At 66.4% G+C, this 25,399-nt stretch carries 19 protein-coding genes and 2 pseudogenes; 3 read left to right on the top strand and 18 right to left on the bottom strand.

The features are described from left to right. Positions 1–3 precede the first annotated feature (3 nt). The 5 genes from RCO38_RS19285 to aceE all read right to left on the bottom strand — a co-directional run bounded on the left by RCO38_RS19285 (position 4) and on the right by aceE (position 9,164). Positions 4–1,164 carry a rhamnan synthesis F family protein gene (locus tag RCO38_RS19285; protein WP_308330063.1) on the bottom strand — a complete coding sequence of 387 codons (1,161 nt, stop codon included), beginning with the start codon at positions 1,162–1,164 and terminating at the stop codon, positions 4–6. Positions 1,165–1,182: 18 nt separating this feature from the next. Continuing rightward, positions 1,183–2,628, bottom strand: coding sequence for an oligosaccharide flippase family protein (locus RCO38_RS19290; RefSeq protein ID WP_308330064.1), 1,446 nt, complete (start codon positions 2,626–2,628; stop codon positions 1,183–1,185). Positions 2,629–2,942: 314 nt separating this feature from the next. Next, a complete protein-coding gene (gene lpdA, locus RCO38_RS19295) occupies positions 2,943–4,766 on the bottom strand; it encodes a dihydrolipoyl dehydrogenase (RefSeq protein ID WP_308330065.1) in 1,824 nt (607 codons plus the stop codon). A 15-nt stretch (positions 4,767–4,781) separates the two neighbouring features. Then, the gene (gene aceF, locus RCO38_RS19300; RefSeq protein WP_308330066.1) at positions 4,782–6,443 is read right to left on the bottom strand and encodes a dihydrolipoyllysine-residue acetyltransferase; all 1,662 of its coding nucleotides are present in this window, start codon (positions 6,441–6,443) and stop codon (positions 4,782–4,784) included. An 18-nt stretch (positions 6,444–6,461) separates the two neighbouring features. Next, a complete protein-coding gene (aceE, locus tag RCO38_RS19305; protein WP_308330067.1) occupies positions 6,462–9,164 on the bottom strand; it encodes a pyruvate dehydrogenase (acetyl-transferring), homodimeric type in 2,703 nt (900 codons plus the stop codon). 203 nt (positions 9,165–9,367) lie between these two features. Between aceE and RCO38_RS19310 the strand changes: the two genes are divergently transcribed. The 3 genes from RCO38_RS19310 to folD all read left to right on the top strand — a co-directional run bounded on the left by RCO38_RS19310 (position 9,368) and on the right by folD (position 13,473). Next, positions 9,368–11,926 carry a PAS domain S-box protein gene (locus tag RCO38_RS19310; RefSeq protein ID WP_308330068.1) on the top strand — a complete coding sequence of 853 codons (2,559 nt, stop codon included), beginning with the start codon at positions 9,368–9,370 and terminating at the stop codon, positions 11,924–11,926. Then, positions 11,923–12,549, top strand: coding sequence for a response regulator transcription factor (locus tag RCO38_RS19315; protein ID WP_066257532.1), 627 nt, complete (start codon positions 11,923–11,925; stop codon positions 12,547–12,549). Before RCO38_RS19310 ends, RCO38_RS19315 begins: the two co-directional genes overlap by 4 nt. 72 nt (positions 12,550–12,621) lie before the next feature. Beyond that, positions 12,622–13,473, top strand: coding sequence for a bifunctional methylenetetrahydrofolate dehydrogenase/methenyltetrahydrofolate cyclohydrolase FolD (gene folD / locus RCO38_RS19320; protein WP_308330069.1), 852 nt, complete (start codon positions 12,622–12,624; stop codon positions 13,471–13,473). A 10-nt stretch (positions 13,474–13,483) separates the two neighbouring features. Here folD and RCO38_RS19325 read toward each other — a convergent pair whose 3' ends face one another. From RCO38_RS19325 to lpxA, 13 genes and pseudogenes are all read right to left on the bottom strand, one after another. Next, positions 13,484–14,920: a hypothetical protein gene (locus RCO38_RS19325; RefSeq protein ID WP_308330070.1), complete on the bottom strand. Its 1,437-nt coding sequence runs from the start codon at positions 14,918–14,920 to the stop codon at positions 13,484–13,486. Next, positions 14,917–15,390 (bottom strand): DUF4149 domain-containing protein, encoded by a 474-nt coding sequence (locus RCO38_RS19330; RefSeq protein WP_308330071.1) that lies wholly within the window; start codon positions 15,388–15,390, stop codon positions 14,917–14,919. The genes RCO38_RS19325 and RCO38_RS19330 overlap by 4 nt, the downstream gene beginning before the upstream one ends. Positions 15,391–15,400: 10 nt before the next feature. Then, positions 15,401–15,874: a transcription elongation factor GreA gene (gene greA, locus RCO38_RS19335; RefSeq protein WP_127806302.1), complete on the bottom strand. Its 474-nt coding sequence runs from the start codon at positions 15,872–15,874 to the stop codon at positions 15,401–15,403. 116 nt (positions 15,875–15,990) lie between these two features. Continuing rightward, a pseudogene (locus RCO38_RS19340) lies at positions 15,991–16,350 on the bottom strand (alpha/beta hydrolase); the annotation flags it as partial. A gap of 58 nt (positions 16,351–16,408) precedes the next feature. Next, positions 16,409–16,672 (bottom strand): annotated as a pseudogene (locus RCO38_RS24290) (helix-turn-helix domain-containing protein); the annotation flags it as partial. Between the two features lie 36 nt (positions 16,673–16,708). Then, complete coding sequence (locus RCO38_RS19345) at positions 16,709–16,927, bottom strand: hypothetical protein (protein ID WP_308330072.1); 219 nt, start codon at positions 16,925–16,927, stop codon at positions 16,709–16,711. Positions 16,928–17,029: 102 nt separating this feature from the next. Then, the gene (carB, locus tag RCO38_RS19350; RefSeq protein ID WP_308330073.1) at positions 17,030–20,308 is read right to left on the bottom strand and encodes a carbamoyl-phosphate synthase large subunit; all 3,279 of its coding nucleotides are present in this window, start codon (positions 20,306–20,308) and stop codon (positions 17,030–17,032) included. Positions 20,309–20,342: 34 nt separating this feature from the next. Beyond that, on the bottom strand, positions 20,343–20,705 hold the full coding sequence (locus RCO38_RS19355; RefSeq protein ID WP_308330074.1) for a hypothetical protein: 363 nt from the start codon (positions 20,703–20,705) through the stop codon (positions 20,343–20,345). A gap of 25 nt (positions 20,706–20,730) precedes the next feature. Then, entirely contained in the window at positions 20,731–21,885 is a 1,155-nt protein-coding gene (carA, locus tag RCO38_RS19360) for a glutamine-hydrolyzing carbamoyl-phosphate synthase small subunit (protein WP_308330075.1), read from the bottom strand. A gap of 178 nt (positions 21,886–22,063) precedes the next feature. Further along, positions 22,064–22,843 carry a TrmH family RNA methyltransferase gene (locus RCO38_RS19365; RefSeq protein WP_308330076.1) on the bottom strand — a complete coding sequence of 260 codons (780 nt, stop codon included), beginning with the start codon at positions 22,841–22,843 and terminating at the stop codon, positions 22,064–22,066. After that, positions 22,840–23,469 carry a ribonuclease HII gene (gene rnhB / locus RCO38_RS19370; RefSeq protein WP_308330077.1) on the bottom strand — a complete coding sequence of 210 codons (630 nt, stop codon included), beginning with the start codon at positions 23,467–23,469 and terminating at the stop codon, positions 22,840–22,842. The genes RCO38_RS19365 and rnhB overlap by 4 nt, the downstream gene beginning before the upstream one ends. Further along, positions 23,441–24,580, bottom strand: coding sequence for a lipid-A-disaccharide synthase (lpxB, locus tag RCO38_RS19375; protein ID WP_308330078.1), 1,140 nt, complete (start codon positions 24,578–24,580; stop codon positions 23,441–23,443). The genes rnhB and lpxB overlap by 29 nt, the downstream gene beginning before the upstream one ends. 16 nt (positions 24,581–24,596) lie before the next feature. After that, positions 24,597–25,385 carry an acyl-ACP--UDP-N-acetylglucosamine O-acyltransferase gene (gene lpxA / locus RCO38_RS19380; protein ID WP_308330079.1) on the bottom strand — a complete coding sequence of 263 codons (789 nt, stop codon included), beginning with the start codon at positions 25,383–25,385 and terminating at the stop codon, positions 24,597–24,599. Positions 25,386–25,399: the final 14 nt, after the last annotated feature.

Raw genomic sequence — 25,399 nt, forward strand, 5'->3', positions numbered from 1 at the left:
GGTTCACCTGTCCCCGCGCGCCAGCCGACGCGCCTCTTCGAGCATGGGCGCGTCGCCGTAGCGCTCGATCAGTGATTCCGTGATCTGCGCCGTGGGTCCGCTCAGCCACATCGGCGACTTCTTCAGAAAGCCAAAACCCTGTTCGGGCAACGACCAGTGCGGCAAGGCATAGGCCGGCCCGGTGGCGGCCGTGGCCCAGAGAATGAAGCGGCGCAGCGCCTGCGGATCGGCCGCGGACCCGGGGTGCGCGGTCAGCGCCTGCTGTTCTTGCCGCAGCCGGGTGTCCTCGGGGATGACCAGGTTCGCGGCCAGTTCGCGCAACTGGGCGGCGTCCATGCGCTCCAGGTGCTGATCGAACCGGGTGATGTCCAGCGTTTCCGCGTGGCGGTAGCCTCGGTCGATGACCCAGCGGCTGAGGCCCACCTCGCCACGGCGAATCGTCTCCAGCTTGTCCGCCGTGAGCGTCAGGCCCTGCCAGAACTTGCGGAAGCCCGGGTCCTTCAGGATGCGCACGCCGAACAGCAGTGCGAAGGAGCAGTAGTGCAGCTGCGGCGTGCCTGCATCGGGCACCCAGGGCCGCCCGCGGCCCGGGTCCGCCAGGAAGTCCAGCCAGCCGTCGTTGGACACCGCCCCCACCAGATCCATGTCCAGCGGCTCGGCCTGCGCTAGCCAGTCCGCCGTGGCCGGCACCGGGAACCACGCGGAGTCGTTGGCCATCAGCAGCCGGTCGAGCCTGGGCAATTCGTCAAGGGCCATCAGCACGCCCTCCCGGTAGGCGCCAAAGTCGTAGCCGTAGTTGGGCCGCTCCACCAGCCGCCAGCACAGCGGTCGCAAGCGTTCGCGCTCCTGCGGTGCCAGCGGCAGGTTGCTGACCACCAGCGGGACATAGCCCTTGCGCGCCAGGTAGGCCAGCGACGAGACATGGGACTCCTGCAGCCCAAGGCGTGGGTACATGACATACACCGCACAGCGCCGCTCGGCCGTCAATGCGCCGGCGGTGGTGCGCACCCGGCGCCGGAGCCAATGGTCGTGCCACAGGTTGCCGAAGCAGTGGTTGACAAGCAGGCCGGGCAACCGCCGCACCCGGCTCCAGCGCCAGGCCAGATGGTCGCGCAGCCGGGTAAGCCAGCGGCCGGCGGTCTGCGCGTGTGAGTCCAGCCCCATGTTGCGCCTCGGTGCGGCTCAGGACACCGAGCGCCGGAGCATGGGCAGCACCAGCCGGTGGCCCAGCGGCGCAAACACCGCCACCTCCATCAGTCCCAGCAGCATCAGGCGCACGAACGGATGCTGCCCGGCCACCCAGGCCAGTTGGTGCACGAACCACCAACCCAGGGCCGAGGCTCCGATCATCAGGAACAGCAGGAGGCTCTCCATGCGCAGATTGCGCAGGCCCAGCTTCCAGCCCAGGCACTGGCTCGTCGCCCCGGTGACCACCTCGGCACTGAGCACCGCCAGCACGGCCGTCTCGATGGAGTAGTCGAACTGGAGGTAGAGCCCGAGGAACAGCAGGAACGAGAGCACCTTGACCGCGCTGACGATGGCGATCCACTGCGGTTTGCCCATGGCCATGAAGGCCGCGCCGTAGATGCCGCTGAGGCTGCTGAACCAGACGCCCATGGCCAGCAGGGGCAGGAAGTCGCCTCCTTTGGCGTAGCGGTCGTCGTAGGCCAGATCGAAGAAGCTGCTGGCCCCGGTCACCAGCAAGACCACCAGAAAGGTCACCACCAGCATCAGCGGCACGCGCGTGCGCCGGAAGGCCTCTTTCAGGGGCACCCCGTGGTCCAGCATGCGCGAGTACCAGGGGAACACGATGGAGGACTGCAGCGTCCCCACCAGCACCGCCACCATCAGCGACAGGCTGGTGGCGATGGAATAAACCCCCACCTCGGCCAGCGGGAAGATCGCAGCCAACAGCACACGGTCGATCTGCAGCGCCAGGAAGGAGATCATGGTGCTCAGGAACACCCACTTGCCGAAGCCGAAGATCGCTTTCACCGAGTCGCGGTCGAGCCGGAACCGGTCGGTCATCCCCGACAACATCGCATACGACAGCCAGACCCGCAGCCCGCTGCTGACCACACCTGCGATCGCCAGCGCATACACCGACCGCAGGTACCATGCCAGCCCGACCATCAGCACCGCGTTCAGCACCTGCACCAGGATCTCGATCTTGGTCATGCTGGCGATGTCCATCCGGCGGGCCGCGGTGAGCATGCGCGAAGACTGAAAGCCATCGGCGATGGCCCCAAGGGCCACCAGCGGGATCAGCCAAAGCAGCTCGCGGGCCATCGGGTCGTTGGCGCCATAGATGTGGGCCATGGGCCACGCCAAGGCCGTCGCACCGACGAACAGGATCCCCCCCCGGATGACCTGCAGTGTCCAGGCGGTCTGCAGGAAGATCGGCTCGTCACCGCGCGGGTTCTGCACCACACTGGGCTTGAGCCCGAGGTCGGAGAACATCGCCAGACCCTGCATCACGGCCGCAACCAAAGCCATCAGGGCAAAGGCTTCTTGGAATAACAGAGAGGCCAGAGCAATGTTCGATGCCAGACGGATGATCTGCCCGCCACCAAAGGCGATGACGATCCAGAGCGTCCCGGTCCGGGCACGGGCGGAAATGTTGGCCATAGCGGCCTCGCCAACATGCGCGACGGGTGTCACTGAATCGGTCAAGCAGCACTCCCAGGTGCCACATCATGAGCAGCTTGCAATCGCACCATTGGATACATCACGGTTGGTTCTGGTGCTCGGGCAGGCACCCTGTTGCGCTCAGACGAATAAGAAAGTTCACCTGAGCGGAGCAAATTATCGCGAAGATTTCCCCTCCAGCGCGGTCAAGGCAAGACGCCCACGACAAAACGCCCTCCGGAACACATGATCCCGGAGGGCGAATTGATCTCTTTGCAGCCAACCTTCAGGATTCTGACGGCGGACGACAAGAATTACTTCTTGCTCGGAGGCAGGTCCGTGCAGGACCCGTGTGCCACCTCCGCCGCCATGCCGATGCTCTCGCCCAGCGTGGGGTGCGGGTGGATGGTCTTGCCGATGTCCACCGCGTCCGCGCCCATCTCGATGGCCAGCGCGATCTCGCCGATCATGTCGCCGGCGTGGGTGCCCACCATGCCGCCGCCCAGGATCTTGCCGTGGCCATGGGCCTCGGGCGAATCGTCGAACAGCAGCTTGGTGAAGCCTTCGTCGCGGCCGTTGGCAATCGCGCGGCCTGAGGCCGTCCAGGGGAACAGGCCCTTCTTGACCTTGATGCCCTGCGCCTTGGCCTGGTCCTCGGTCAGGCCCACCCAGGCCACTTCGGGGTCGGTGTAGGCCACACTCGGGATCACGCGGGCGTTGAAGGCGGCCGCAGCCAGTTCCTTGTTGCCCTGCAGTTCACCGGCGATGACTTCCGCCGCCACATGCGCCTCGTGCACCGCCTTGTGCGCCAGCATCGGCTGGCCGACGATGTCGCCGATGGCGAAGATGTGCGGCACGTTGGTGCGCATCTGGATGTCGACGTTGATGAAGCCGCGGTCGGTCACCGCCACGCCGGCCTTGTCGGCGGCGATCTTCTTGCCGTTGGGCGTGCGGCCCACCGCCTGCAGCACCAGGTCGTAGGTGCCCTCGCTCTTCGTGCCGTCCAGGCCCTCGAACTGCACCTTGATGCCTTCGGGCGTCGCCTCAGCCCCGACCGTCTTGGTCTTGAGCATGATGTTGTCGAAGCGGCCCTTGTTCATCTTCTCCCAGACCTTGACCAGGTCGCGGTCGGCGCCCTGCATCAGGCCGTCCATCATCTCGACCACGTCCAGGCGGGCGCCCAGCGTGCTGTACACCGTGCCCATTTCCAGGCCGATGATGCCGCCGCCGACGATCAGCATCTTCTTGGGCACGCCCTTGAGCGCCAGCGCGCCGGTCGAGTCCACGATGCGATCGTCCTGCGGGAAGAACGGCAGGCGAACCGCCTGCGAACCGGCGGCGATGATGCACTTCTTGAAGGCCACGACCTTCTTGCTGCCGGTCTTGTCCTGGCCGGTGCCCGTCGTCTCTTCCACTTCGACGTGGTTCGGGCCGACGAAGGCACCGTAGCCGCGCACGGTGGTGACCTTGCGCATCTTGGCCATGGCCGCCAGGCCGCCGGTCAGCTTGCCGATGACCTTTTCCTTGTGGGCGCGCAGCTTGTCCACGCTCACCGTGGGCTTGCCGAACTCGACGCCCAGATCGCCCAGGTGCGAGACCTCGTCCATCACCGCGGCCACGTGCAGCAGCGCCTTGGACGGGATGCAGCCCACGTTCAGGCAGACTCCACCGAGCTGGGCGTAGCGCTCGACGATCACGACCTTGAGCCCCAGATCGGCGGCGCGGAAGGCAGCGGAATAGCCGCCAGGGCCGGCGCCGAGCACCAGCACGTCGCAGTCGATGTCGGCCGAGCCGCCGAAGCTGGCGGCCGTGGGGGCCACGACCGGCGCAGCGGCCGGAGCCGCGGCGGGCGCGGCAGCAGACGCCGGTGCCGCGGCCGGCGCGGGTGCCGCCGCAGCGCCCTCCGCGTCCAGCACCAGCACGACCGAGCCTTCGCTGACCTTGTCGCCCAGCTTGACCTTGAGCTCCTTGACCACGCCGGCGTGCGACGAGGGAATCTCCATCGAGGCCTTGTCGGACTCGACGGTGATGAGGCTTTGCTCGGCCTTGACGGTGTCGCCCGGCTTGACCAGCAGTTCGATGACCGCGACTTCGTCGAAGTCGCCGATGTCGGGAACCTTGATGTCCATGAGTGCCATGTTCAGATTCCCTTCTTACAGCAGCACGCGACGGAAGTCGCCGAGGATCTGGCCCAAGTACGCGTTGAACCGCGCAGCCGCAGCGCCGTCGATCACGCGGTGGTCCCAGGTCAGCGACAGCGGCAGCATCAGGCGCGGCTGGAAGGCCTTGCCGTCCCACACCGGCTCCATCTGGCTCTTGCAGACGCCCAGGATGGCGACTTCGGGCGCGTTGATGATGGGCGTGAAGTAACGGCCACCGATACCGCCCAGCGAGGAGATGGTGAAGGTGGCGCCTGACATGTCGGCGGGGCCCAGCTTGCCGTCGCGCGCCTTCTTGGCGAGTTCACCCATTTCCTGGCTGATCTGCAGCACGCCCTTCTTGTCGGCGTCCTTGATCACGGGCACGACCAGGCCGTTGGGCGTGTCGGCCGCGAAACCGATGTGGTAGTACTGCTTGTAGACCAGCGAGTCGCCGTCCAGCGAGCTGTTGAACTCGGGGAACTTCTTGAGCGCGGCGACCGACGCCTTGATCAGGAAGGCCAGCATCGTGACCTTGACGCCGCTCTTCTCGTTCTCCTTGTTGGTGGAGACGCGGAAGGCTTCGAGGTCGGTGATGTCGGCGTCGTCGTGGTTGGTGACGGCCGGGATCATCACCGCGTTGCGCAGCAGGTTGGCGCCGCTGATCTTCTTGATGCGGCCCAGCTCCTTGCGCTCGATCGGTCCGAACTTGGCGAAGTCCACCTTGGGCCAGGGGATCAGGCCCAGCTCGGAGCCGCCACCACCGCCCGACGCCGGTGCCTTGGCAGCCTGCGCCTTGGTCTGCACCGCGCCGGCCATGACCGACTTGGTGAAGGACTGGATGTCTTCGGCCGTGATGCGGCCCTTCAGGCCCGAGCCCTTGACCTCGTCCAGCGGCACGCCCAGTTCGCGGGCGAACTTGCGCACCGACGGCGAGGCGTGCGGCAGGCCCAGCGCCGGGGTGGCGGTGGGGTTGTGGGCCGGTGCGGCGGCAGCGGGTGCAGACGCCGCAGCGACCGGAGCGGCCACGGCAGCGGGAGCCGCAGCGGGCGCAGCCACCGGAGCTGCAGCGGCCGGCGCCGGCGCGGCGGCGCCCGCAGCACCCTCCAGGATCGCCAGCAGGTCACCGATGTTGACCTTGTCGCCGACCTTGACCTTGATCTCCTTCAGCACGCCAGCGTGCGAGGACGGGATTTCCATCGAGGCCTTGTCGGACTCGACCGTGATCAGGCTCTGCTCGACCTTGATGCTGTCGCCGGGCTTGACGAACACCTCGATGACCGCGACGTCCCTGAAGTCGCCGATGTCGGGCACGCGCACTTCCACCGGGCCCGCGGCAGCAGGCGCTGCGGCCGGAGCAGCCACCGGGGCTGCCGCAGGGGCCGGAGCCGGTGCAGCGGCGGCAGGTGCCGCAGCAGGAGCCGGCGCAGCGGCCTCGCCAGCGGCTTCCACCACCAGCACCACCGAACCTTCCTTCACCTTGTCGCCCAGCGCCACGCGCATTTCTTTCACCACGCCCGCCGTGCTGGACGGGATCTCCATCGAGGCCTTGTCGCTCTCAACCGTGATCAGCGACTGCTCGGCCTTGACCGTGTCGCCCACCTTGACCAGCAGTTCGATGACCGCCACTTCGTCGAAGTCGCCGATGTCCGGGACTTTCACTTCTACCAGTGCCATGTTGTTGTCTCCGGATGTTTAAGCGTAGAGCGGGTTGACCTTGTCCGTCTTGATGCCGTACTTCTTGATCGCCTCGGCGACCTTGGCCAGCGGCAGCTTGCCCTCGTCGGCCAGCGCACGCAGGGCGGCGACCACGATGTAGTGGCGGTTGATCTCGAAGTGCTCACGCAGCTTGCTGCGGAAGTCACTGCGGCCGAAACCGTCGGTGCCCAGCACCTTGTATTCGCGGCCCTTGGGAATGAAGGGGCGGATCTGCTCGGCGTAGTTCTTCATGTAGTCGGTCGAGGCGACCACCGGACCGGCGTGCTTTTCCAGCTGCTGCGCCACGAAGGGCACGCGCTGTTTCTCGGTCGGGTGCAGCAGGTTGAAGCGCTCGCAGTCCTGGCCGTCGCGGGTCAGTTCGTTGAAGCTCGGGCAGCTCCACACGTCGGCCTGCACACCCCAGTCGGTGGCCAGCAGGGCCTGCGCGGCGATGCTCTCGCGCAGGATCGTGCCGGAACCCAGCAGCTGCACGCGCTTGTCACCCTCGGCACCCGGCTTGCACAGGTACATGCCCTTGATGATCTGCTCTTCCGTGCCGGCGGTCAGGCCGGGCATGGCGTAGTTCTCGTTCAGCAGTGTCAGGTAGTAGAAGACGTTGTCCTGCTTCTCCACCATGCGCTTGAGGCCGTGGTGCAGGATCACGCCGACCTCGTGCGCGAAGGTCGGGTCGTAGCTGATGCAGTTCGGGATCGTGCCGGCCAGGATGTGGCTGTGGCCGTCTTCGTGCTGCAGGCCTTCGCCGTTCAGCGTGGTTCGGCCGGAGGTGCCGCCAAGCAGGAAGCCGCGGGCCTGCATGTCGCCGGCCGCCCAGGCCAGGTCGCCGATGCGCTGGAAACCGAACATCGAGTAGTACACGTAGAACGGCACCATGATGCGGTTGCTGGTGCTGTACGACGTGGCGGCCGCGATCCAGCTGCTCATGCCGCCGGCTTCGTTGATGCCTTCCTGCAGGATCTGGCCGGCCTTGTCTTCCTTGTAGTACATGACCTGGTCTTTGTCCACCGGGGTGTACTGCTGGCCAGCCGGGTTGTAGATGCCGACCTGGCGGAACAGGCCTTCCATGCCGAAGGTGCGGGCCTCGTCCACCAGGATGGGCACCACGCGCGGCCCCAGTGCCTGGTCGCGCAGCAACTGCGTCAGGAAGCGCACATAGGCCTGCGTGGTCGAAATCTCGCGACCTTCGGCGGTCGGCTCCAGCACGGCCTTGAAGGTTTCCAGCGAGGGCACGGTGAAGCTCTCGTCGGCCTTGGTGCGGCGCTTGGGCAGGTAGCCACCCAGGGCCTTGCGGCGCTCGTGCAGGTACTGCATCTCCGGCGTGTCGTCGGCGGGCTTGTAGAACGGGATCTTGGGCAGCTCGCTGTCCGGGATCGGGATGTTGAAGCGGTCGCGGAAGTATTTGATGTCCTCGTCGGTCAGCTTCTTGGTCTGGTGGACGGTGTTCTTGCCTTCACCGGCCTTGCCCATGCCGAAGCCCTTGACCGTCTTGATCAGCAGCACGGTCGGCTGGCCCTTGTGGTTCACGGCCTGGTGGTAGGCGGCGTACACCTTCTGCGGGTCGTGGCCGCCGCGGCGCAGGTTCCAGATGTCGTCGTCGCTCATGTGCGAGACCAGTTCCAGTGCCTTGGGGTCGCGGCCGAAGAAGTGCTTGCGCACGTAGGCTCCGTCGTTGGCCTTGAAGGCCTGGTAGTCGCCGTCCAGCGTCTCCATCATGATCTTGCGCAGCGCGCCGTCCTTGTCGCGCGCCAGCAGCGGGTCCCAGTTGGAGCCCCACAGCAGCTTGATCACGTTCCACCCGGAGCCGCGGAACTCGCCTTCGAGTTCCTGAACGATCTTGCCGTTGCCGCGCACCGGGCCGTCCAGGCGCTGCAGGTTGCAGTTCACCACGAAGATCAGGTTGTCCAGGTTCTCGCGCGCGGCCAGGCTGATGGCGCCCAGCGACTCGACCTCGTCCATCTCACCGTCGCCGCAGAACACCCAGACCTTGCGGTTCTCGGTGTTGGCGATGCCGCGCGCGTGCAGGTACTTCAGAAAGCGGGCTTGGTAGATGGCCATCAGCGGGCCCAGGCCCATCGACACCGTCGGGAACTGCCAGAACTCAGGCATCAGCTTGGGGTGCGGGTAGCTCGAGAGGCCCTTGCCGTCCACCTCCTGGCGGAAGTGCAGCAGTTGCTCTTCGGTCAGGCGGCCTTCCAGGTAGGCGCGGGCGTACACGCCGGGCGACACATGGCCCTGGATGTACAGGCAGTCGCCCCCATGATTTTCGGATTCGGCGTGCCAGAAGTGGTTGAAGCCGGCGCCGAACATGTGGGCCAGCGAGGCGAACGAACCGATGTGACCGCCCAGGTCGCCGCCGTCGTCGGGGTTGTGGCGGTTGGCCTTGACCACCATGGCCATGGCGTTCCAGCGCATGTAGGCCCGCAGGCGTTCTTCGATCTCGATGTTGCCGGGACAGCGGGCCTCTTCGGTGGCCTCGATGGTGTTCACGTAACCGGTGTTGGCCGAGAACGGCATGTCGATGCTGTTCTGGCGGGCTTCCTCGAGCAGTTGCTCCAGCAGAAAGTGGGCGCGCTCGGGGCCCTCTTTTTCAATGACGGCGGCCAGCGCCTCCATCCATTCGCGGGTTTCCTGGGCATCGATGTCCCCGGCACCACGGTTGTTCTGAGCGTCGGACGCTGACATGGCTGTCTCCTGTGGGTTTGAAATAAAGCTTACGGCGGTGATTCCGCAGTGTCACGGATTTTTCCACAGATCCCTTTCAATTTCAACATGTGCTTGTTAATTTCTTTATATGAAATACACAAATGCAAATTGTGTAGCGTTTGACGCGCGCGCCGCCGCTCCGGATGCCCTTATTTCGGGGGCCGCCCCGTACACTCGACCGGATGATTCCCGCCCCCGAACAACCACCAGCAGGCCCGCCTGTCGGCACCCCGCTGGACTGGTGGCGCCGCTGGTGGCGCCGCCTCCCTCCCTCGCGCCAGGACCGCTTCGCCACCTTGGCGCCGCTGCTGTCCGTCCTGCTGTTTCTGTCGGCCATCGCGGTGGCCATCACCTACCTGCGCTACGAAGAACTCGAACGCGAGCAGGAGGCGGTCACGCGCGACGTCGAGTACGCGCAGCAGCGCATCCGGCTGCGGCTGCTCGAACGCCAGGAGCAACTCATGCGCCTCGCAAGGGAAGTGGACAACAAGGAAATCAGCGCCGACGAGTTCGAGTTCCAGGCCGAGACGCTCATCAGCCAGTTCCCGGAGCTGCAGGCCATCAGCTGGGTCGACGCCCGCCGAATGGTCCAGGCCAGCCACGCCTCACCCAGTGCACCGCTGGCGCTGCTTCGCCCCAAGGGCAGCTCGATGGCGGCGGGGGACGGCGATGGCTCGTTTGAGCTGGCGCGCGACCTGCGCCAGCCGATCTATTCGAGACCGCTCGGTGACGACGCTCGCCAGTCGACCCTGATGTTGCAGGTGCCGCTGACCGAACAGGGCCGCTTCTCGGGCACTGTCATGGGCGAGTACTCCATCGACGGACTGATGCGGTTCGGAATGCCGCCGGAGATCATGGCCCGCTATGCCGTGGCCCTGCTCGACGACCGCGGGCGGGTGCTCGCAGGCAACCTGCAGTCACCCAGCGCGGTGCTGCGGCTGCTGCCCTGGTCGCCGCAGCCGCTGGAGCACGAAGTGCCGGTTTCTCCGGTCGGCAACGGTCTGATCCTCAAGGCCCAGGGCTACCGCACCTCGCAGGACATCGTGGGCAGCGGCTTTTTCTGGGTGATTGGCGCGCTCTCGGCCCTCACCGTGTGGATGCTGCTCGGCACCTGGCGACACACCCGCCGCCGCGTGCAGGCGCAGCAGGCGCTGATGTCGGAAACCAACTTCCGACGTGCGATGGAAAACTCCATGCTCACAGGCATGCGGGCACTGGACATGCAGGGTCGCATCACCTATGTCAACCCTGCGTTCTGCTCCATGACGGGCTGGACCGAAAGCGAGCTGGTCGGCCGCACCGCACCCTTTCCCTACTGGCCGGAGGACGACCACGAGCAACTGGCCGCGCGGCTGGAGGACGAGCTCAATGGGCGGTCCACACCCGGTGGCTTCGAGGTGCGGGTGCAGCGCCGCGACGGCAGCATCTTCGACGCGCGGATGTACGTCTCACCCCTGATCGATCCGAGAGGCCACCAGACCGGCTGGATGACCTCGATGACCGACATCACCGAACCCAAGCGCATCCGGGAAGAACTTTCCGCGTCCTACGAACGCTTCACCACGGTGCTGGAATCGCTGGACTCGGCGGTGTCGGTGGCGCCGCTGGGCAGCGACGAAATGCTGTTCGCCAACAAGATGTACCGCCTCTGGTTCGGCACCCGCGGCCAGGGCCACCGGCAACTGGTGGACCTGGCGGGCGACCAGCCCACGCCCAGCCCCGACAACGGCGATGCGGTGGACGCCTTCGCAGGCATGCCGACCGACACCCTGACCGATGCCGGCGCCGAAAACGCCGAAGTCTTCGTCGAAGAACTGGATCGTTGGCTGGAGGTCCGCACGCGCTACCTGACCTGGGTCGACGGCCGTCTGGCCCAGATGGTGATTGCCAGCGACATCACCCCGCGCCGCAACGCCGAAGAACAGGCCGCGCGCCAAGCCGAGCGCGCACAGACGGCCAGCCGCCTGATCACCATGGGCGAAATGGCCTCGAGCGTCGCGCACGAACTCAACCAGCCGCTGACGGCCATCAGCAACTATTGCAACGGCATGATCTCGCGGCTGAAGGAGCAGCGCATCACCGAAGAGGACATGCTTGCCGCGCTGGAGAAAACCGCCCGCCAGGCCCAGCGCGCCGGCCAGATCATCCAGCGCATCCGCGCCTTCGTGAAGCGCAGCGAACCCAACCCCATGCCCTCGGACGTGGCGCAGATGGTGAGCAATGCGATCGAACTGGCCGATATCGAACTGCGCCGCCACCAGGTGCGTCTTTCGCCCTACGTCGCCGCGCGCCTGCCCAGCCTGATGGTCGATCCGATCCTGATCGAACAGGTGCTGATCAACCTGCTCAAGAACGCGGGCGAGGCGATCGCGCAGGCGGGGCGTCCCCCTGGCGAGAGGTACATCGAGCTGCGCGTCGGTCCGCGCCGGCTCGACGACCAGGAGGTGGTGGAGTTCTCGGTGCGCGACTCCGGCAACGGCGTGCCCGCTGAAATGATCGAGCGCATCTACGAGGCGTTCTACAGCACCAAGAGCGAAGGCATGGGCATTGGCCTCAAGCTGTGCCGCAGCATCGTCGAGTCGCACCACGGCCGGATGCAGGTGCAGAACATCTACAATGGGGACGAAGTCGTGGGTTGCTGCTTCAGTTTTTGGATTCCGGTGCAGTCGCGTCTGACCCAGGAATCCGCGCCGGAAGCTCCCGCCGCGTCGTCGTTGACGGACACCGAAAGAGCGAGATGAGTTTGATTCCCAAAAAAGGCACCGTCTATGTCGTCGATGACGACGAGGCCGTTCGTGACTCCCTGCAATGGCTGCTCGAAGGCAAGGACTACCGGGTCCGCTGTTTTGAATCCGCCGAAGCCTTCCTCAGCCGGTACGACGCGCGCGAGGTGGCCTGCCTGATTGCCGACATCCGCATGGGTGGCATGACCGGCATGGAGCTGCAGGAAAAGCTGATCGAACGCCAGTCCCCCCTTCCCATCGTCTTCATCACCGGTCATGGCGACGTGCCGATGGCGGTGGAATCCATGAAGCGCGGCGCGCTGGACTTCATCCAGAAACCCTTCAAGGAAGACCAGCTGGTGCTGCTGGTCGAACGCATGCTCGAAACCGCGAAGGAAGCCTTCGCCACCCACCAGCAGGCCGCCAGCCGAGACGCCCTGCTCTCCAAGCTCACGGGCCGCGAAGCCCAGGTGCTGGAGCGCATCGTAGCTGGTCGCCTGAACAAGCAGATCGCCGACGACCTGGGCATCAGCATCAAGACCGTGGAAGCGCACCGCGCCAACATCATGGAAAAGCTGGGCGCCAACACCGTGGCCGATCTGCTCAAGATCGCCTTGGGGCAGACACCCGCCAAGGCCTGACCCTCGACTCCCCCAGCCAACGCCCGCCCTTCCCGGCGGGCGTTTCCGTTTCCCCTCCTCCGCCTGACCACCATGACCGCCCAACTCATCGACGGCAACGCCCTTTCCAAACAGCTCCGCACCGATGTGTCGGCCCGCGTGACAGCCCTCAAAGCCAGGGGGATCACACCCGGTCTCGCGGTGATCCTGGTGGGCGACAACCCGGCCAGCCAGGTCTACGTGCGCAACAAGGTCAAGGCCTGCGAGGACACGGGCATGCACTCGGTGCTGGAGACCTGGCCCGTCACCATGACCGAGGCCGAGCTGCTGGCCCGCGTGGACGCCATGAACCGCGATCCGAGCATCCACGGCATCCTGGTGCAGCTGCCGCTGCCGGCCCACATGAACGCCCAGAGGGTCATCGAGGCCATCTCGCCCGAGAAGGACGTGGATGGTTTCCACATCGCCAGCGCAGGCGCGCTGATGACCGGCCTGCCCGGCTTCTGGCCTTGCACGCCCTACGGCTGCATGAAGATGCTCGAGTCCATCGGCTACGAGCTCAAGGGCAAACATGCCGTCGTCATCGGCCGCAGCAACATCGTGGGCAAACCCATGGCCATGATGCTGCTGCAACAGAACGCCACCGTCACCATCTGCCACAGCGCCACCAAGGACCTGAAGGCCATGACGCTGCAGGCGGACGTGATCGTCGCTGCGGTGGGCAAGCGCAACGTGCTGACCGCCGACATGGTCAAACCCGGTGCCGTGGTGCTGGACGTGGGCATGAACCGCAACGACGAAGGCAAGCTCTGCGGCGACGTGGACTTTGCAAGCGTGAAGGAAGTGGCCGGCTGGATCACCCCGGTGCCCGGCGGCGTGGGCCCGATGACCATCACCATGCTGATGGTCAACACGCTCGAATCGGCGGAGCGGCGCGCCGCCTGAGGTCCTGGTTTCAGCGCAGCAGCTCGCAGGGCGCCGGGTACAGCCTCAACAGCGGCTCCGACGGTGCCCCGGCAGCCAGCGGGCCCAGTCGCTGCCGCTCCATCAGGTCCCACTGTGCCTGGCGCCCGAGCCAGCCAGGCTGGAACTGTGCCCTGACGTCCAGCGCCTGCAGGCGGGCGTCTGCGGCGGCCACCGCTCCACTGGTGCGGTACTGCTCCAGCCAGCACAGCTTCATGCCCGCGTAATAGCGGCCCAGCAGGTAGGCCTCGCGGGTTTCCGGCACCACGCGCACGGTGAACAGAAGCAGCATGACCAGCAGCAGAGGCGCCAGCCGGTCGCGCTGCCGGAACAGCAGCAGGTACACCGCCAGCAGACCCGGTAGAAGCAAGGCGGTGTAGCGCGAGGCCATTGCCGCCCCCACTCCCAGCTGCGCGCGCCCGTAGGCAGTCAGCAGGACAAACAACAGGCTGCAGCCCGTGAGCACCACGCACGCCTGCCACAGCGGACACACACCCTCCCGCTCACCGGAGGGTCGCACGAGGCGGCGCACACCCCACCCCCATGCGCCGACCCACGCCGCCAGCAGCAACGCGCCCGCCGGATACAGAACCCATGCCGAAGGGCGCTGAACAGTGAGCAGGAAATGGCTCAGCATGGCGGCCATGAACCTCAGGTAGTCGGTGGGGTCTGGCCGCAGCACCTCAAAGCCCTCGGCCGACACCACGAACTGGTAGCGGTGCAAGAACGCCAGCAGCGTGAGTGCGCCGGACGCCAGCACCACCATCCCCCGCCGCCGCAAGGCCCCAGTGCTGCGCCAGACGTCGATCAGGGCCACCAGCATCACGGCCGGCAAGGCCGTGAGACCAAAACCGGTGAAGCCCAGGCACACCACCAGTGCAATCACCGCCACGTGATTGAGAAAGCCGGGTGTCGCCAGCCACACATTGAGCAGCAGCATCAAGAGCAACAGCGGGAAGATGCTGTGCGACGCATTTGGAGCCACGATCACGGTCTCGAAGGTGCACACGCCCCAGAATGCGAGCAACAGCACCGCATCCCAGAGCGACCAGGGTGCCGGCAGCAGGCGCCGCCGCAAGCGCAGCGCCAGCAGGCCGGCCGCCAGTTGCACCCCGGCGGTCCAGAGGCTGTCCCAGCGCACGTTCCAGTCGCTGAAGTGGTAGGCCGGCAGGACCAGGGAGAAGTTCAGTCCCTGCCGGTGAGGACCGTGCTGCCATATGAAGGCGACGGCGGCGTCGCTCCACTGGAAGCCGTTGTACAGACGGGTGAGCAAGGCCCACTGGTCGGAAAAAGGCACATTGACCGCCAGCAGCCAGGTGAGTCCCAGCAGCCGCACGGCCAGCAGCGCCGCGGTCAGCGCCAGCAACCCGGTGACGATGGACGGAGGCAGCGCCGTCAGCCGCTGGGCCAGACGCTGCAGGACAGTCATGCCTGGGTCACCCGCGGCTGGGGTCCGGCCAAGCGCCACAACACGCCCCCCGCACACAACCATTGCCCCAGCACCAGCACGAAGCCCAGGCTGTGCCAGAGGCGCAGGTCGCCACCGGTCGCACGCGCCGTCACGATCTTCCGTGCCACGCCAAACTCCTGCACCATGGCCAGCAGCACGGCCAGCACCACCAGGGCCATGGTCCACGTCAAGGCCCGAAGGTGCGACAGTCCCTGTTCAGAGCCTTCCGGGGAGAGTGATGCGCGCTGTCGCCGCAACACCAGCATCAGCCCCACGCCCAGCACGAGTCCGATCCAGCACTGAAAGGAAAAAAGCTGGGCCGCCACAGGTCCCGCCGTCATCGGGCTTCCCAGCTTGGCGAACAAGGTGGGCACCGCCACGAAGCTCAGCCCCGTGATGCCCCCCCACCAGAGCGCGGCGATGAGGACGGACAGGCGGTGCAGCGGCATGCGGGCCGGCTCAGACGTAGCGCACCGCCACAATCTCGAAACGGCGCGTGCCGCCGGGGGTCTGCACCTCGGCGGTGTCACCCTCTTCCTTGCCGATCAGCGCCCGCGCGATCGGGCTGCTGATGTTGACCAGCCCTTGCTTGAGATCGGCCTCGTCTTCGCCCACGATCTGGTAGGTCATCTCGTTGCCGCTGTCCTCGTCCGACAGCTCGACCGTCGAGCCGAACACCACACGGCCGCCCGCGTCCAGCGTCGAGGGGTCGATGACCTGCGCCGCCGAGAGCTTGCCTTCGATCTCGGCGATCCGGCCTTCGATGAAGCCCTGGCGCTCCTTGGCCGCGTCGTAGTCGGCGTTCTCGCTCAGGTCCCCCTGCGCGCGCGCTTCGGCAATGGCCTGGATCACGCCCGGGCGTTCCACGGTCTTGAGCTTGTGCAGCTCGGCCTTGAGCATTTCAGCGCCACGCTTGGTGATGGGATAGGTCATTTTTCGAACTCCGGGATCGGCAAAAAGCAAACCGCCGATCGTTTCCGGTCGGCGGCCAATGGTCCGGATTATGCATCGAAACCCGGGTTCTCAAGCCCGGGAAACCGCGGTTGCGCTCAGTCGCGGCCAGCCCGTTCGATCGCGTCGGCCGGCCGCTGCGGATCGGTGAAACACAACTCGTGGTTGCCACGGCACTCCACCAGCCGGAACAGGCCCAGCCGTTCGGACAGCCGGGGGTGCCAGGGAAGGCTGTGGGGCAGCGCCGTGTCCTGCTGGCAGTTGATGTAACTCTTGCCAAGGCTCATGGCCACCAATGGCGTCGACAGCTTCGCCGGGTCGGTGAAGGTCCTGTACGGCTGGGGGTTGAGCCATCCGTAAGTCTTCTCGGCCAGCGCGGCGATGCCGTCTTACAGGGCCACATACTGTGGAGGCACCAGGTCGTTGAGGCTCTCGCCGTCCAGCGGCACGAAGGCGTTCCACGCGATGGACGTCGCGCCTGAAATGGGAGGCGTCGGCGTAACCGCAGCGCCGTCCCACCTCGGCCATGTTCAGCCTGGACAGCCGGGGCTGCGCGAGCAGTTCGCACGCGCGCTCGATGCGCTCGTGGCGCCAGCGTCTCATCACCGTCTCACCCGCATCGGTAAACGCCCGGTGCAGGCTGCGCACCGACACCTGCAGCTGCGCCGCGAGCTCGTCGGCCCGCCAGCCAGGCTCCCCGCAGCGCTCCCTCATCAGGGCCACGGCCCGCTCGCGCAGATCAACGGCACCGGGTGTGCCGTGATGCGCCACAGGCTCCATCGACGCCGCGAGCAAGGCACCAAACTGGTCCTCCAGTCAGTCGGGCGCCGTCTCAAGCGCTAGTTCGGGCTGGCGCCCCAGTTGCGGGCTCAGCGCCGAGAGCATCGCGCCCCAGCCCTGTTCGCGGTGCGCCACGCGCGCCTGCGGCACGTCCATGGCCTGCAGCCACTGCCCGACCCAGGCGCGCGGCATCTGCACCGACAGGCAGGTGACCGAATGAGGGAAGTGCAGCTCGTAGGCCTGGGCGGCGTCCACCAGCACCACATCAGAACTCAGGCGATCCGGCGCTGGGCCGCCCCAAGCCGGATCAGCCCCCTCGGGGGGCAGCGACCCGCGCCAGCGGCGGAGCGTGGGGGCTCACAGCAACGCGTGCATCTCCTGCACCGAGATCACGCCCAGGCTGTCCATGTGCCGCATGCCCTCCACCGCCGCTTCCGCCCCCGAGATTGTGGTGAAGGTGGTCACGCGGGCCAGCAGCGCCGAGGTGCGGATGGCGCGCGAGTCGGCGATCGCGTTGCGGCGCTCCTCGACCGTGTTGATGACCAGCGCGATCTCGCCGTTCTTGATCATGTCCACGATGTGCGGACGGCCTTCGGTGACCTTGTTGACCGTCTGCACCGGAATACCGGCGGCACCGATGGCCGCCGCGGTGCCCCGCGTGGCCACAAGTTCGAAACCGAGCGCCACCAGCTGGCGCGCCACTTCCACGGCGCGCGGCTTGTCACCGTTCTTCACGGTAAGGAACACCTTGCCCGATCGTGGCAGCTTGGTGCCCGCGCCCAGTTGGCTCTTGACGAAGGCCTCCCCGAAGGTCTTGCCCACGCCCATCACCTCGCCCGTGGACTTCATCTCGGGGCCAAGGATGGTGTCCACGCCCGGGAACTTCACGAACGGGAACACGGCCTCCTTCACGCTGAAGTACGGCGGGGTGACCTCGGCGCCGATACCCTGCTGGTCCAGCGTCTGGCCCGCCATGCAACGCGCCGCGACCTTGGCCAGCTGGATGCCGGTGGCCTTGGACACGAAGGGCACCGTGCGCGAGGCACGCGGGTTCACTTCCAGCACGAAGATCACGTCGGTCTTGACGCCGTTCTCCTCCTTCTCCTGGATCGCGAACTGCACGTTCATCAGACCCACCACGTTCAGGCCCTCGGCCATGGCCGCTGTCTGGCGCTTGAGCTCGTCGATCGTGGCCTTGGACAGGTAGTACGGCGGCAGCGAGCAGGCGGAGTCGCCCGAGTGCACACCGGCCTGTTCGATGTGCTCCATCACGCCGCCGATGAAGACGCGGCCCGCGCTGTCGCGCACCGCATCCACGTCGCACTCGATGGCGTCGTTCAGGAATCGGTCCAGCAGCACCGGCGAATCGTTGCTCACCTTGACAGCCTCGCGCATGTAGCGTTCCAGGTCGCGCTGCTCGTGCACGATCTCCATCGCGCGGCCGCCCAGCACGTAGCTCGGGCGCACCACCAGGGGGTAGCCCAGGGCCGATGCCTTCTCCAGCGCTTCCGGCTCGGCGCGGGCCGTGGCGTTGGGCGGCTGGCGCAGACCCAGGTCGTGCAGCAGCTTCTGGAAGCGCTCACGGTCCTCGGCGGCGTCGATCATGTCGGGCGTGGTGCCGATGATGGGCACGCCGTTGGCCTCCAGGCCGAGCGCGAGTTTCAGCGGTGTCTGGCCGCCGTACTGCACGATCACGCCGACCGGCTTTTCCTTGTCGACGATCTCCAGCACGTCTTCCAGCGTCAGCGGCTCGAAGTACAGGCGGTCGCTGGTGTCGTAGTCGGTCGACACGGTTTCCGGGTTGCAGTTGACCATGATGGTCTCGTAACCGTCCTCGCGCATCGCCAGCGCGGCGTGCACGCAGCAGTAGTCAAACTCAATGCCCTGGCCGATGCGGTTGGGGCCACCGCCCAGCACCATGATCTTCTTCCTGTTCGTCGGCTCGGCCTCGCACTCGCCGTCACCATGACCCTCGTAGGTCGAGTACAGGTAGGCGGTGTCGGTGGCGAACTCGGCCGCGCAGGTGTCCACGCGCTTGTAGACCGGGCGCACATTGAGCTGCTTGCGGCGTTCGCGCACGGCGGCGTCGGTGGTGGCCAGCAGCTTGGCCAGGCGGCGGTCGGAGAAGCCCTTCTTCTTCAGGCCGCGCAGCGTGTCGGCGTCCAGGCTGGTCAATGCCTGGTTACCCTTCTCGGCGACCAGCTGGTCCATCGCCATTTCGAGCTTGATGATCTCTTCGATCTGGATCAGGAACCACTTGTCGATCTTGGTGAACTGGTGCACCTCGTCGACCGACCAGCCGGCTGCGAAAGCATCGCCCACGTACCAGATGCGCTCGGGGCCGGGCTCGCCCAGCTCGCGCTCCAGGGTCTCGCGGTCCTGGGTCTTCTCGTTCATGCCGTCCACGCCGACTTCCAGGCCGCGCAAGGCTTTCTGGAAGGACTCCTGGAAAGTGCGGCCCATGGCCATCACCTCGCCCACCGACTTCATCTGGGTGGTCAGGCGGCTGTCCGCGGTCGGGAATTTCTCGAAGGCGAAACGCGGGATCTTGGTGACCACGTAGTCGATCGAGGGTTCGAACGAGGCCGGCGTGGCACCACCGGTGATCTCGTTGCGCAATTCGTCCAGCGTGTAACCCACAGCCAGCTTGGCGGCCACCTTGGCGATGGGGAAGCCGGTGGCCTTGGAGGCCAGAGCCGACGAACGCGAGACGCGCGGGTTCATCTCGATCACCACCATGCGACCATCGGCCGGGTTGATGGAGAACTGCACATTCGAACCACCGGTGTCCACACCGATCTCGCGCAGCACGGCCAGAGAGGCGTTGCGCAGGATCTGGTACTCCTTGTCGGTCAGCGTCTGTGCCGGCGCCACGGTGATCGAGTCACCGGTGTGCACACCCATCGGGTCCAGGTTCTCGATCGAGCAGACGATGATGCAGTTGTCCGCCTTGTCGCGCACCACCTCCATCTCGTACTCTTTCCAGCCGAGCAGAGACTCTTCGATCAGCAGCTCGTTGGTGGGCGAGGCTTCCAGGCCGCGCTTGCAGATGGTCTCGAACTCTTCAGGGTTGTAGGCGATGCCGCCGCCGGTGCCGCCCAGCGTGAAGCTGGGGCGGATCACGGTCGGGAAGCCGGTCATCTTCTGAACCGCCCAGGCCTCTTCCATGCTGTGAGCGATGCCCGAGCGGGCGGAACCCAGACCGATCTTGGTCATGGCGTCCTTGAACTTCAGTCGGTCTTCAGCCTTGTCGATGGCCTCGGGCGTGGCGCCGATCAGCTCGACGCCGTAACGCGCCAGCACGCCGTTGCGCCACAGGTCCAGCGCGCAGTTCAGCGCCGTCTGGCCGCCCATGGTCGGGAGGATCGCGAAGCCTCCGGGCGTGAGGGGCCGCTCCTTGGCAATGATCTTCTCGACCGTCTGCCAGGTGATGGGCTCGATGTAGGTGACGTCGGCCGTGGCCGGGTCGGTCATGATCGTCGCCGGGTTGCTGTTGATCAGCACCACGCGGTAGCCCTCTTCGCGCAGCGCCTTGCAGGCCTGCACGCCCGAGTAGTCGAACTCGCAGGCCTGGCCGATGATGATCGGGCCAGCTCCGATGATGAGGACGGTCTGGATGTCTGTTCTTTTCGGCATGGATTCGCTTGTGTGTCTTGGCGGCAGGTCGGGCTCAGGCCTGGCGCTGGGTTTCCAGTTTGTTCAGCAGGGCCTGCACGCGTTCGGCAGGCACGTTCTTCTGCATCAGCTGCAGCAGGCCGTCGCCTTCGATGATCGGGCGCAGCACCTCGATTTCGGCGGGATAGAACAAGACATCCCACTCAGCCATTTCGGTGTTGAAGGTCTCGTCGTCCCAGGACTTGCCCTTGGCAATCAGCGTCACCAGCGGCATGGCCTTGTTCTCGATGAAGGCTTTGCGGTAAGGCTTCTGCGTCCAGCGCTGCGCGAACCACTCTTTGTGGGGCGGCTCCAGTCCCAGTATGCGCTTGGCGATGGCTTTCTCGATCGCGAACACCGGGAAACTGAAGAGCTTCATGAAGGGTCCTTGTTGCGCAGCGGGTTCAGGCCTTGGCCTGCATCAGACCGATGAAGCGGTCGAACAGGTAGCCGATGTCGTGCGGGCCGGGCGAGGCTTCCGGGTGGCCCTGGAAGCAGAAGGCCGGCTTGTCGGTGCGGGCCAGGCCCTGCAGCGTGCCGTCGAACAGGCTCACATGGGTGGCGCGCAGGTTGGCCGGCAGGCTCTTCTCGTCGACGGCAAAACCGTGGTTCTGGCTGGTGATGGAGACGCGGCCGCTGTCCAGGTCCTTGACCGGGTGGTTCGCACCATGGTGGCCGAACTTCATCTTGAAGGTCTTGGCGCCGGAGGCCAGCGCCATGATCTGGTGACCCAGGCAGATGCCGAAGGTCGGCGTGCCGGTCTCGATCAGTTCCCGCGCGGCGGTGATCGCGTAGTCGCAGGGCTCCGGGTCGCCGGGGCCGTTGGACAGGAAGATGCCGTCAGGCTGGTGCCTGAGCACTTCGGCGGCCGGCGTCTGCGCCGGCACCACGGTGACCTTGCAGCCGCGCTCGGCCAGCATGCGCAGGATGTTCTTCTTCACGCCGAAGTCGTAGGCGACGACATGGAACTTCGGTGCGGCCTGCTCGCCGTAGCCGGAGCCCAGCTTCCACTCCGACTGCGTCCAGGGGTACGGCGCGGTGGCGGACACCACCTTGGCCAGGTCCTGGCCGGCCATGCTGGGCGCAGCCTGGGCGGCGGCGACCGCCTGCGCGCGGTGTGCGTCGGTGACGGCCTCGCCGGCCGGCAGCGCGACGATGCAGCCGTTCTGTGCGCCCTTGGTGCGCAGCAGCCGGGTCAGCGCGCGCGTGTCGAGGTCCGCGATGGCCACGGTGCCTTCGCGCTGCAGGTACTGGGACAGCGTCTCTTCGCTGCGGAAGTTGGACGCCAGGAGAGGCAGGTCTTTGATGATCAGGCCAGCGGCGTGGATGCGGTCGGCTTCCACGTCCTCACGGTTCACGCCGGTGTTGCCGATGTGGGGGTACGTGAGGGTGACGATCTGCTGGCAGTAGCTCGGATCGGTGAGGATTTCCTGGTAACCGGTGATCGAGGTGTTGAACACCACCTCGCCGGTCGTCTGACCGGTGGCACCGATGGAAATCCCGGTAAAGACCGTGCCGTCGGCGAGCGCAAGAAGGGCTTTCGGATGGACGGGAAGCACGGTTTTCTCCAGAGGTTTTTCGGACGCACCCGCGCCCGCCATGGGGCACAACCGGGGAGATTCGCGCCCGCTCCCGCATCGTCGCAAGCGGGAGCGACAGCAGGGTTGGGACGGGGAACCTGGGCAGGAAGCCGGGGCGGACGCAGCAAGATGCGTCGATTGCGGGTAAACCCCGGAATTATAGCGGCAGGGCCCTGGCCGCCGCGCTGGCGTGCAGACAGATCGCTGCGGCAGCGGCCACGTTCAGCGACTCCTCGCCACCCGGCTGGGTGATGCGGACCGACCGGCTCGCCAGAGCCTCCAGTTCGGGGCGCACGCCCTGCCCTTCGTGTCCCATGACCCAGGCACAGGGCCAGGGCAGTTCGGACCGGTGCAGAAACTCGCCGCGGTGGGAACTGGTCACCAGCATCGGCACGGTGAGCGCGCGCAGATCGTCCGGCGCCAGCCCTTCGACCAGACGCAGCGCGAAATGAGCGCCCATGCCCGCCCGCAGCACCTTGGGCGACCACAGCCCGGCGGTGCCCTTGAGCGCCAGCACCTGGCCAAACCCCATCGCGGCGGCGCTGCGCAGGATGGAGCCGACGTTGCCGGCGTCCTGCAGCCGGTCCAGCACCACGGTGGCGCCCGCGAGATCCGGTGTCTGTCCTTGCGGCAAGCCCCAGACAAAGCCCATGCCGGCCGGGGATTCCAGCCCGCTCAGCCCAGCCATCAAGACCTCCGGAACCACCACCCGGTGCTCGCAGGCATCGCGCAGGTCGTGCGGAGCGCCCGCCCAGCAGCGTTCGGTGAATACCGCGGTGACCGGGCGTTGCCCCCGTGCCAGCAGCGCACGGCAGAGATGATCCCCCTCCAGCCAGACCTGGCCCTGCTTGCGATAGGCCGTGCCGTCCTGGGACAACAGGCGCAGCCGTTTGAGCAAGGGGTTGTCCCGCGAGGTGACCTGGGTCGGCTCTTTCACGCCACGTGCTCCTTGGTTGCCTGGGCCACGGGTGCGAACGAGCGCCGGTGCTCGGGCAAGGGACCGTGTTCGCGCAAGGCCGCCACATGCTGCGCGGTGCCGTAGCCCTTGTGGCGATCGAACCCATAGAGCGGGTGCAGGGCATGAAGCTCGTCGAGCATGCGGTCGCGCGTGACCTTGGCCAGGATGGATGCGGCAGAGATGGCGGGCACCAGCGCGTCACCGGACACGATGGCCTCAGCGACCACATCCAGCACCGGCAGGCGGTTGCCGTCCACCAGCACCTTGGCGGGCTTCAGGCGCAAGCCCTTGACCGCGCGCTGCATGGCCAACATCGTGGCCTGCAGGATGTTGAGCCGGTCGATTTCCTCGACCGTCGCGAGAGCCACACTGCAGCACAGGGCCTTGGCCCGGATCTCGTCGAACAGTTTTTCGCGTCGCAAGGCCGTCAGCTTCTTGGAGTCGGCCAGCCCCTTGATCGGCTGGTGGTCGTCCAGGATCACTGCCGCCGCCACCACCGGCCCGGCCAGAGGCCCGCGGCCGGCCTCGTCCACACCAGCGACCAGCCCGGGAACGTCCCAGGCCAGAATGGCCTGCTCAGCCTGCAAGAACTTTTTCGATCGCATCGGTGGCCAGGCGCGCGGTATCCCGCTTGAGCAAGTGGTGCAGTTGGATGAAGCGATCCTCCAATGCCGCGACGCGCTGCGGGGAGTCCAGCCACGCGAGCGTCGCGTGGGCCAGGGCCTCCGGAGTCGCGGCGTCCTGGAGCAGTTCCGGGACCACGAACTCGCCACTGAGAATGTTGGGCAAGCCCACCCAGGGCTGCAGCTGCTTGCGGCGCATGATGATCCACGACAGCCAGTGCATGTTGTAGGCGATCACCATGGGACGCTTGAACAGCGCCGCCTCCAGCGTGGCCGTGCCCGACGCAATCAGCGTCACGTCGCAAGCGGCCAAGACCTCGTGAGAGCGGCCCTGGACGATCAGCACCTCCTGCAGCCCGGCATCTCGCGCATGCCCCTCGATGGCTTCGCGCAAGGCCGGGACTGCAGGCACCACGAAGCGCAGATCCGGTCGGCGCGACCGCATGAGCACCGCCGCGTCGAAGAACCGGCGGGCCAGGTACTGCACCTCCGAGCGGCGGCTGCCCGGAAGAATCGCAACGACCGGACCCGCCGCGTCGATGCCCAACGTGCGGCGTGCGGCCAGGCGGTCCGGCACCAGGGGGATCACGCTGGCGATCGGATGGCCCACGTAGGTGGCCCCGATACCATGGCGCGCGAGCAGTTCGGGCTCGAACGGGAAGATGCACAACACGTGATCGGCGCTGCGGCGGATCTTCTCCACCCGCTCCGGACGCCAGGCCCAGATCGATGGACAGATGAAGTGGACCGTCTTCACGTCCGCCGAGCGGAGGTCGCCCTCGAGGTCGAGGTTGAAATCGGGTGCATCGACACCGATGAAGACATCGGGCCGCTCCCACAGCAGTCGCTGCCTGAGTTGCGTACGGATACCGGCGATCTCGCGGTAGTGGCGCAGCACTTCGACATAACCACGCACCGCCAGCTTGTCGCTGGGCCACCAGGCTTCGAAGCCTTGCTTCGCCATGGCCGCACCACCGATGCCCACCGCGGACAGGTCGGGCCACCGGCCCCGGAGCCCCTGCAACAGCAGACCGGCCAGCAGATCACCCGACGTCTCGCCGGCGACCAGCGCTACACGGCGGGACGCGTTCATCGGTGAAGCAGTGCGGTCAGCGGGCGATGCCGCGAGTTGCAGCGGACAGGAAGCGGCCCATCAGGGCCACGTCCTCTGCCGCCTCTGGCGTCTCGGCGGCCAGCGCATCGATACCGGCCCGCGCGGCCTCCAGCGTGAGGCCCTGGCGGTAGAGCAGCCGGTGCATCTGCTTGATCGCGGCGATCCTTGCCGCAGAGAAGCCGCGCCGCTTGAGACCCACGGTGTTCAGGCCTCGCACCGACAGCGGATTGCCATCCACCAGCATGTAGGGCGGCACGTCCTGCGACACCGCACTGGCGAAACCGATCATCGCGTGCGCCCCCACCGAGACGAACTGGTGAATGCCGGTCAGGCCCCCCACGGTCACCCAGTCGGCCAGCAACACATGCCCTGCCAGGGTGGTGTTGTTCGCCAGCGTGGTGTGGTTGGCCACATGGCAATCGTGCGCAATGTGGGTGTAGGCCATGATCCAGTTATGGTCGCCCACCGTGGTCCGGCCGCCTGCACCCGGCACCCCGAGGTTGAAGGTGCAGAACTCGCGGATCGTGTTGTGATTGCCGATGATCAGTTCGGTGGGCTCGCCCGCGTACTTCTTGTCCTGGGGCACCGCGCCGATCGAATTGAACTGGAATATGCGGTTGTCGGTTCCGATGGTGGTGCGACCCTCGATCACACAGTGCGCGCCAATCATGGTGCCGGCACCAATCTTCACATGGGGCCCGATGATGGTGTACGGGCCGACCGACACCGATTCGTCGAGATCGGCAGAGGGGTCCACCAGCGCGGTGGGATGAATCTGCGTCACGTCAGCAGCCCCCC

It is taken from the genome of Hydrogenophaga pseudoflava, assembly GCF_031020795.1.
Taxonomy (GTDB): Bacteria; Pseudomonadota; Gammaproteobacteria; order Burkholderiales; family Burkholderiaceae_C; genus Hydrogenophaga; species Hydrogenophaga pseudoflava_A.

Excerpts from the sequence above, each read along its gene's own strand:
- folD (WP_308330069.1), top strand. The coding sequence starts at position 12,622 with ATGACCGCCCAACTCATCGACGGCAACGCCCTTTCCAAACAGCTCCGC.
- RCO38_RS19290 (WP_308330064.1), bottom strand. The coding sequence starts at position 2,628 with ATGGCCAACATTTCCGCCCGTGCCCGGACCGGGACGCTCTGGATCGTC.
- RCO38_RS19315 (WP_066257532.1), top strand. The coding sequence starts at position 11,923 with ATGAGTTTGATTCCCAAAAAAGGCACCGTCTATGTCGTCGATGACGAC.
- RCO38_RS19285 (WP_308330063.1), bottom strand. The coding sequence starts at position 1,164 with ATGGGGCTGGACTCACACGCGCAGACCGCCGGCCGCTGGCTTACCCGG.
- lpdA (WP_308330065.1), bottom strand. The coding sequence starts at position 4,766 with ATGGCACTCATGGACATCAAGGTTCCCGACATCGGCGACTTCGACGAA.
- RCO38_RS19355 (WP_308330074.1), bottom strand. The coding sequence starts at position 20,705 with ATGAAGCTCTTCAGTTTCCCGGTGTTCGCGATCGAGAAAGCCATCGCC.
- aceE (WP_308330067.1), bottom strand. The coding sequence starts at position 9,164 with ATGTCAGCGTCCGACGCTCAGAACAACCGTGGTGCCGGGGACATCGAT.
- RCO38_RS19330 (WP_308330071.1), bottom strand. The coding sequence starts at position 15,390 with ATGCCGCTGCACCGCCTGTCCGTCCTCATCGCCGCGCTCTGGTGGGGG.
- rnhB (WP_308330077.1), bottom strand. The coding sequence starts at position 23,469 with ATGCGATCGAAAAAGTTCTTGCAGGCTGAGCAGGCCATTCTGGCCTGG.
- RCO38_RS19310 (WP_308330068.1), top strand. The coding sequence starts at position 9,368 with ATGATTCCCGCCCCCGAACAACCACCAGCAGGCCCGCCTGTCGGCACC.
- carB (WP_308330073.1), bottom strand. The coding sequence starts at position 20,308 with ATGCCGAAAAGAACAGACATCCAGACCGTCCTCATCATCGGAGCTGGC.
- greA (WP_127806302.1), bottom strand. The coding sequence starts at position 15,874 with ATGACCTATCCCATCACCAAGCGTGGCGCTGAAATGCTCAAGGCCGAG.
- RCO38_RS19325 (WP_308330070.1), bottom strand. The coding sequence starts at position 14,920 with ATGACTGTCCTGCAGCGTCTGGCCCAGCGGCTGACGGCGCTGCCTCCG.
- lpxB (WP_308330078.1), bottom strand. The coding sequence starts at position 24,580 with ATGAACGCGTCCCGCCGTGTAGCGCTGGTCGCCGGCGAGACGTCGGGT.
- aceF (WP_308330066.1), bottom strand. The coding sequence starts at position 6,443 with ATGGCACTGGTAGAAGTGAAAGTCCCGGACATCGGCGACTTCGACGAA.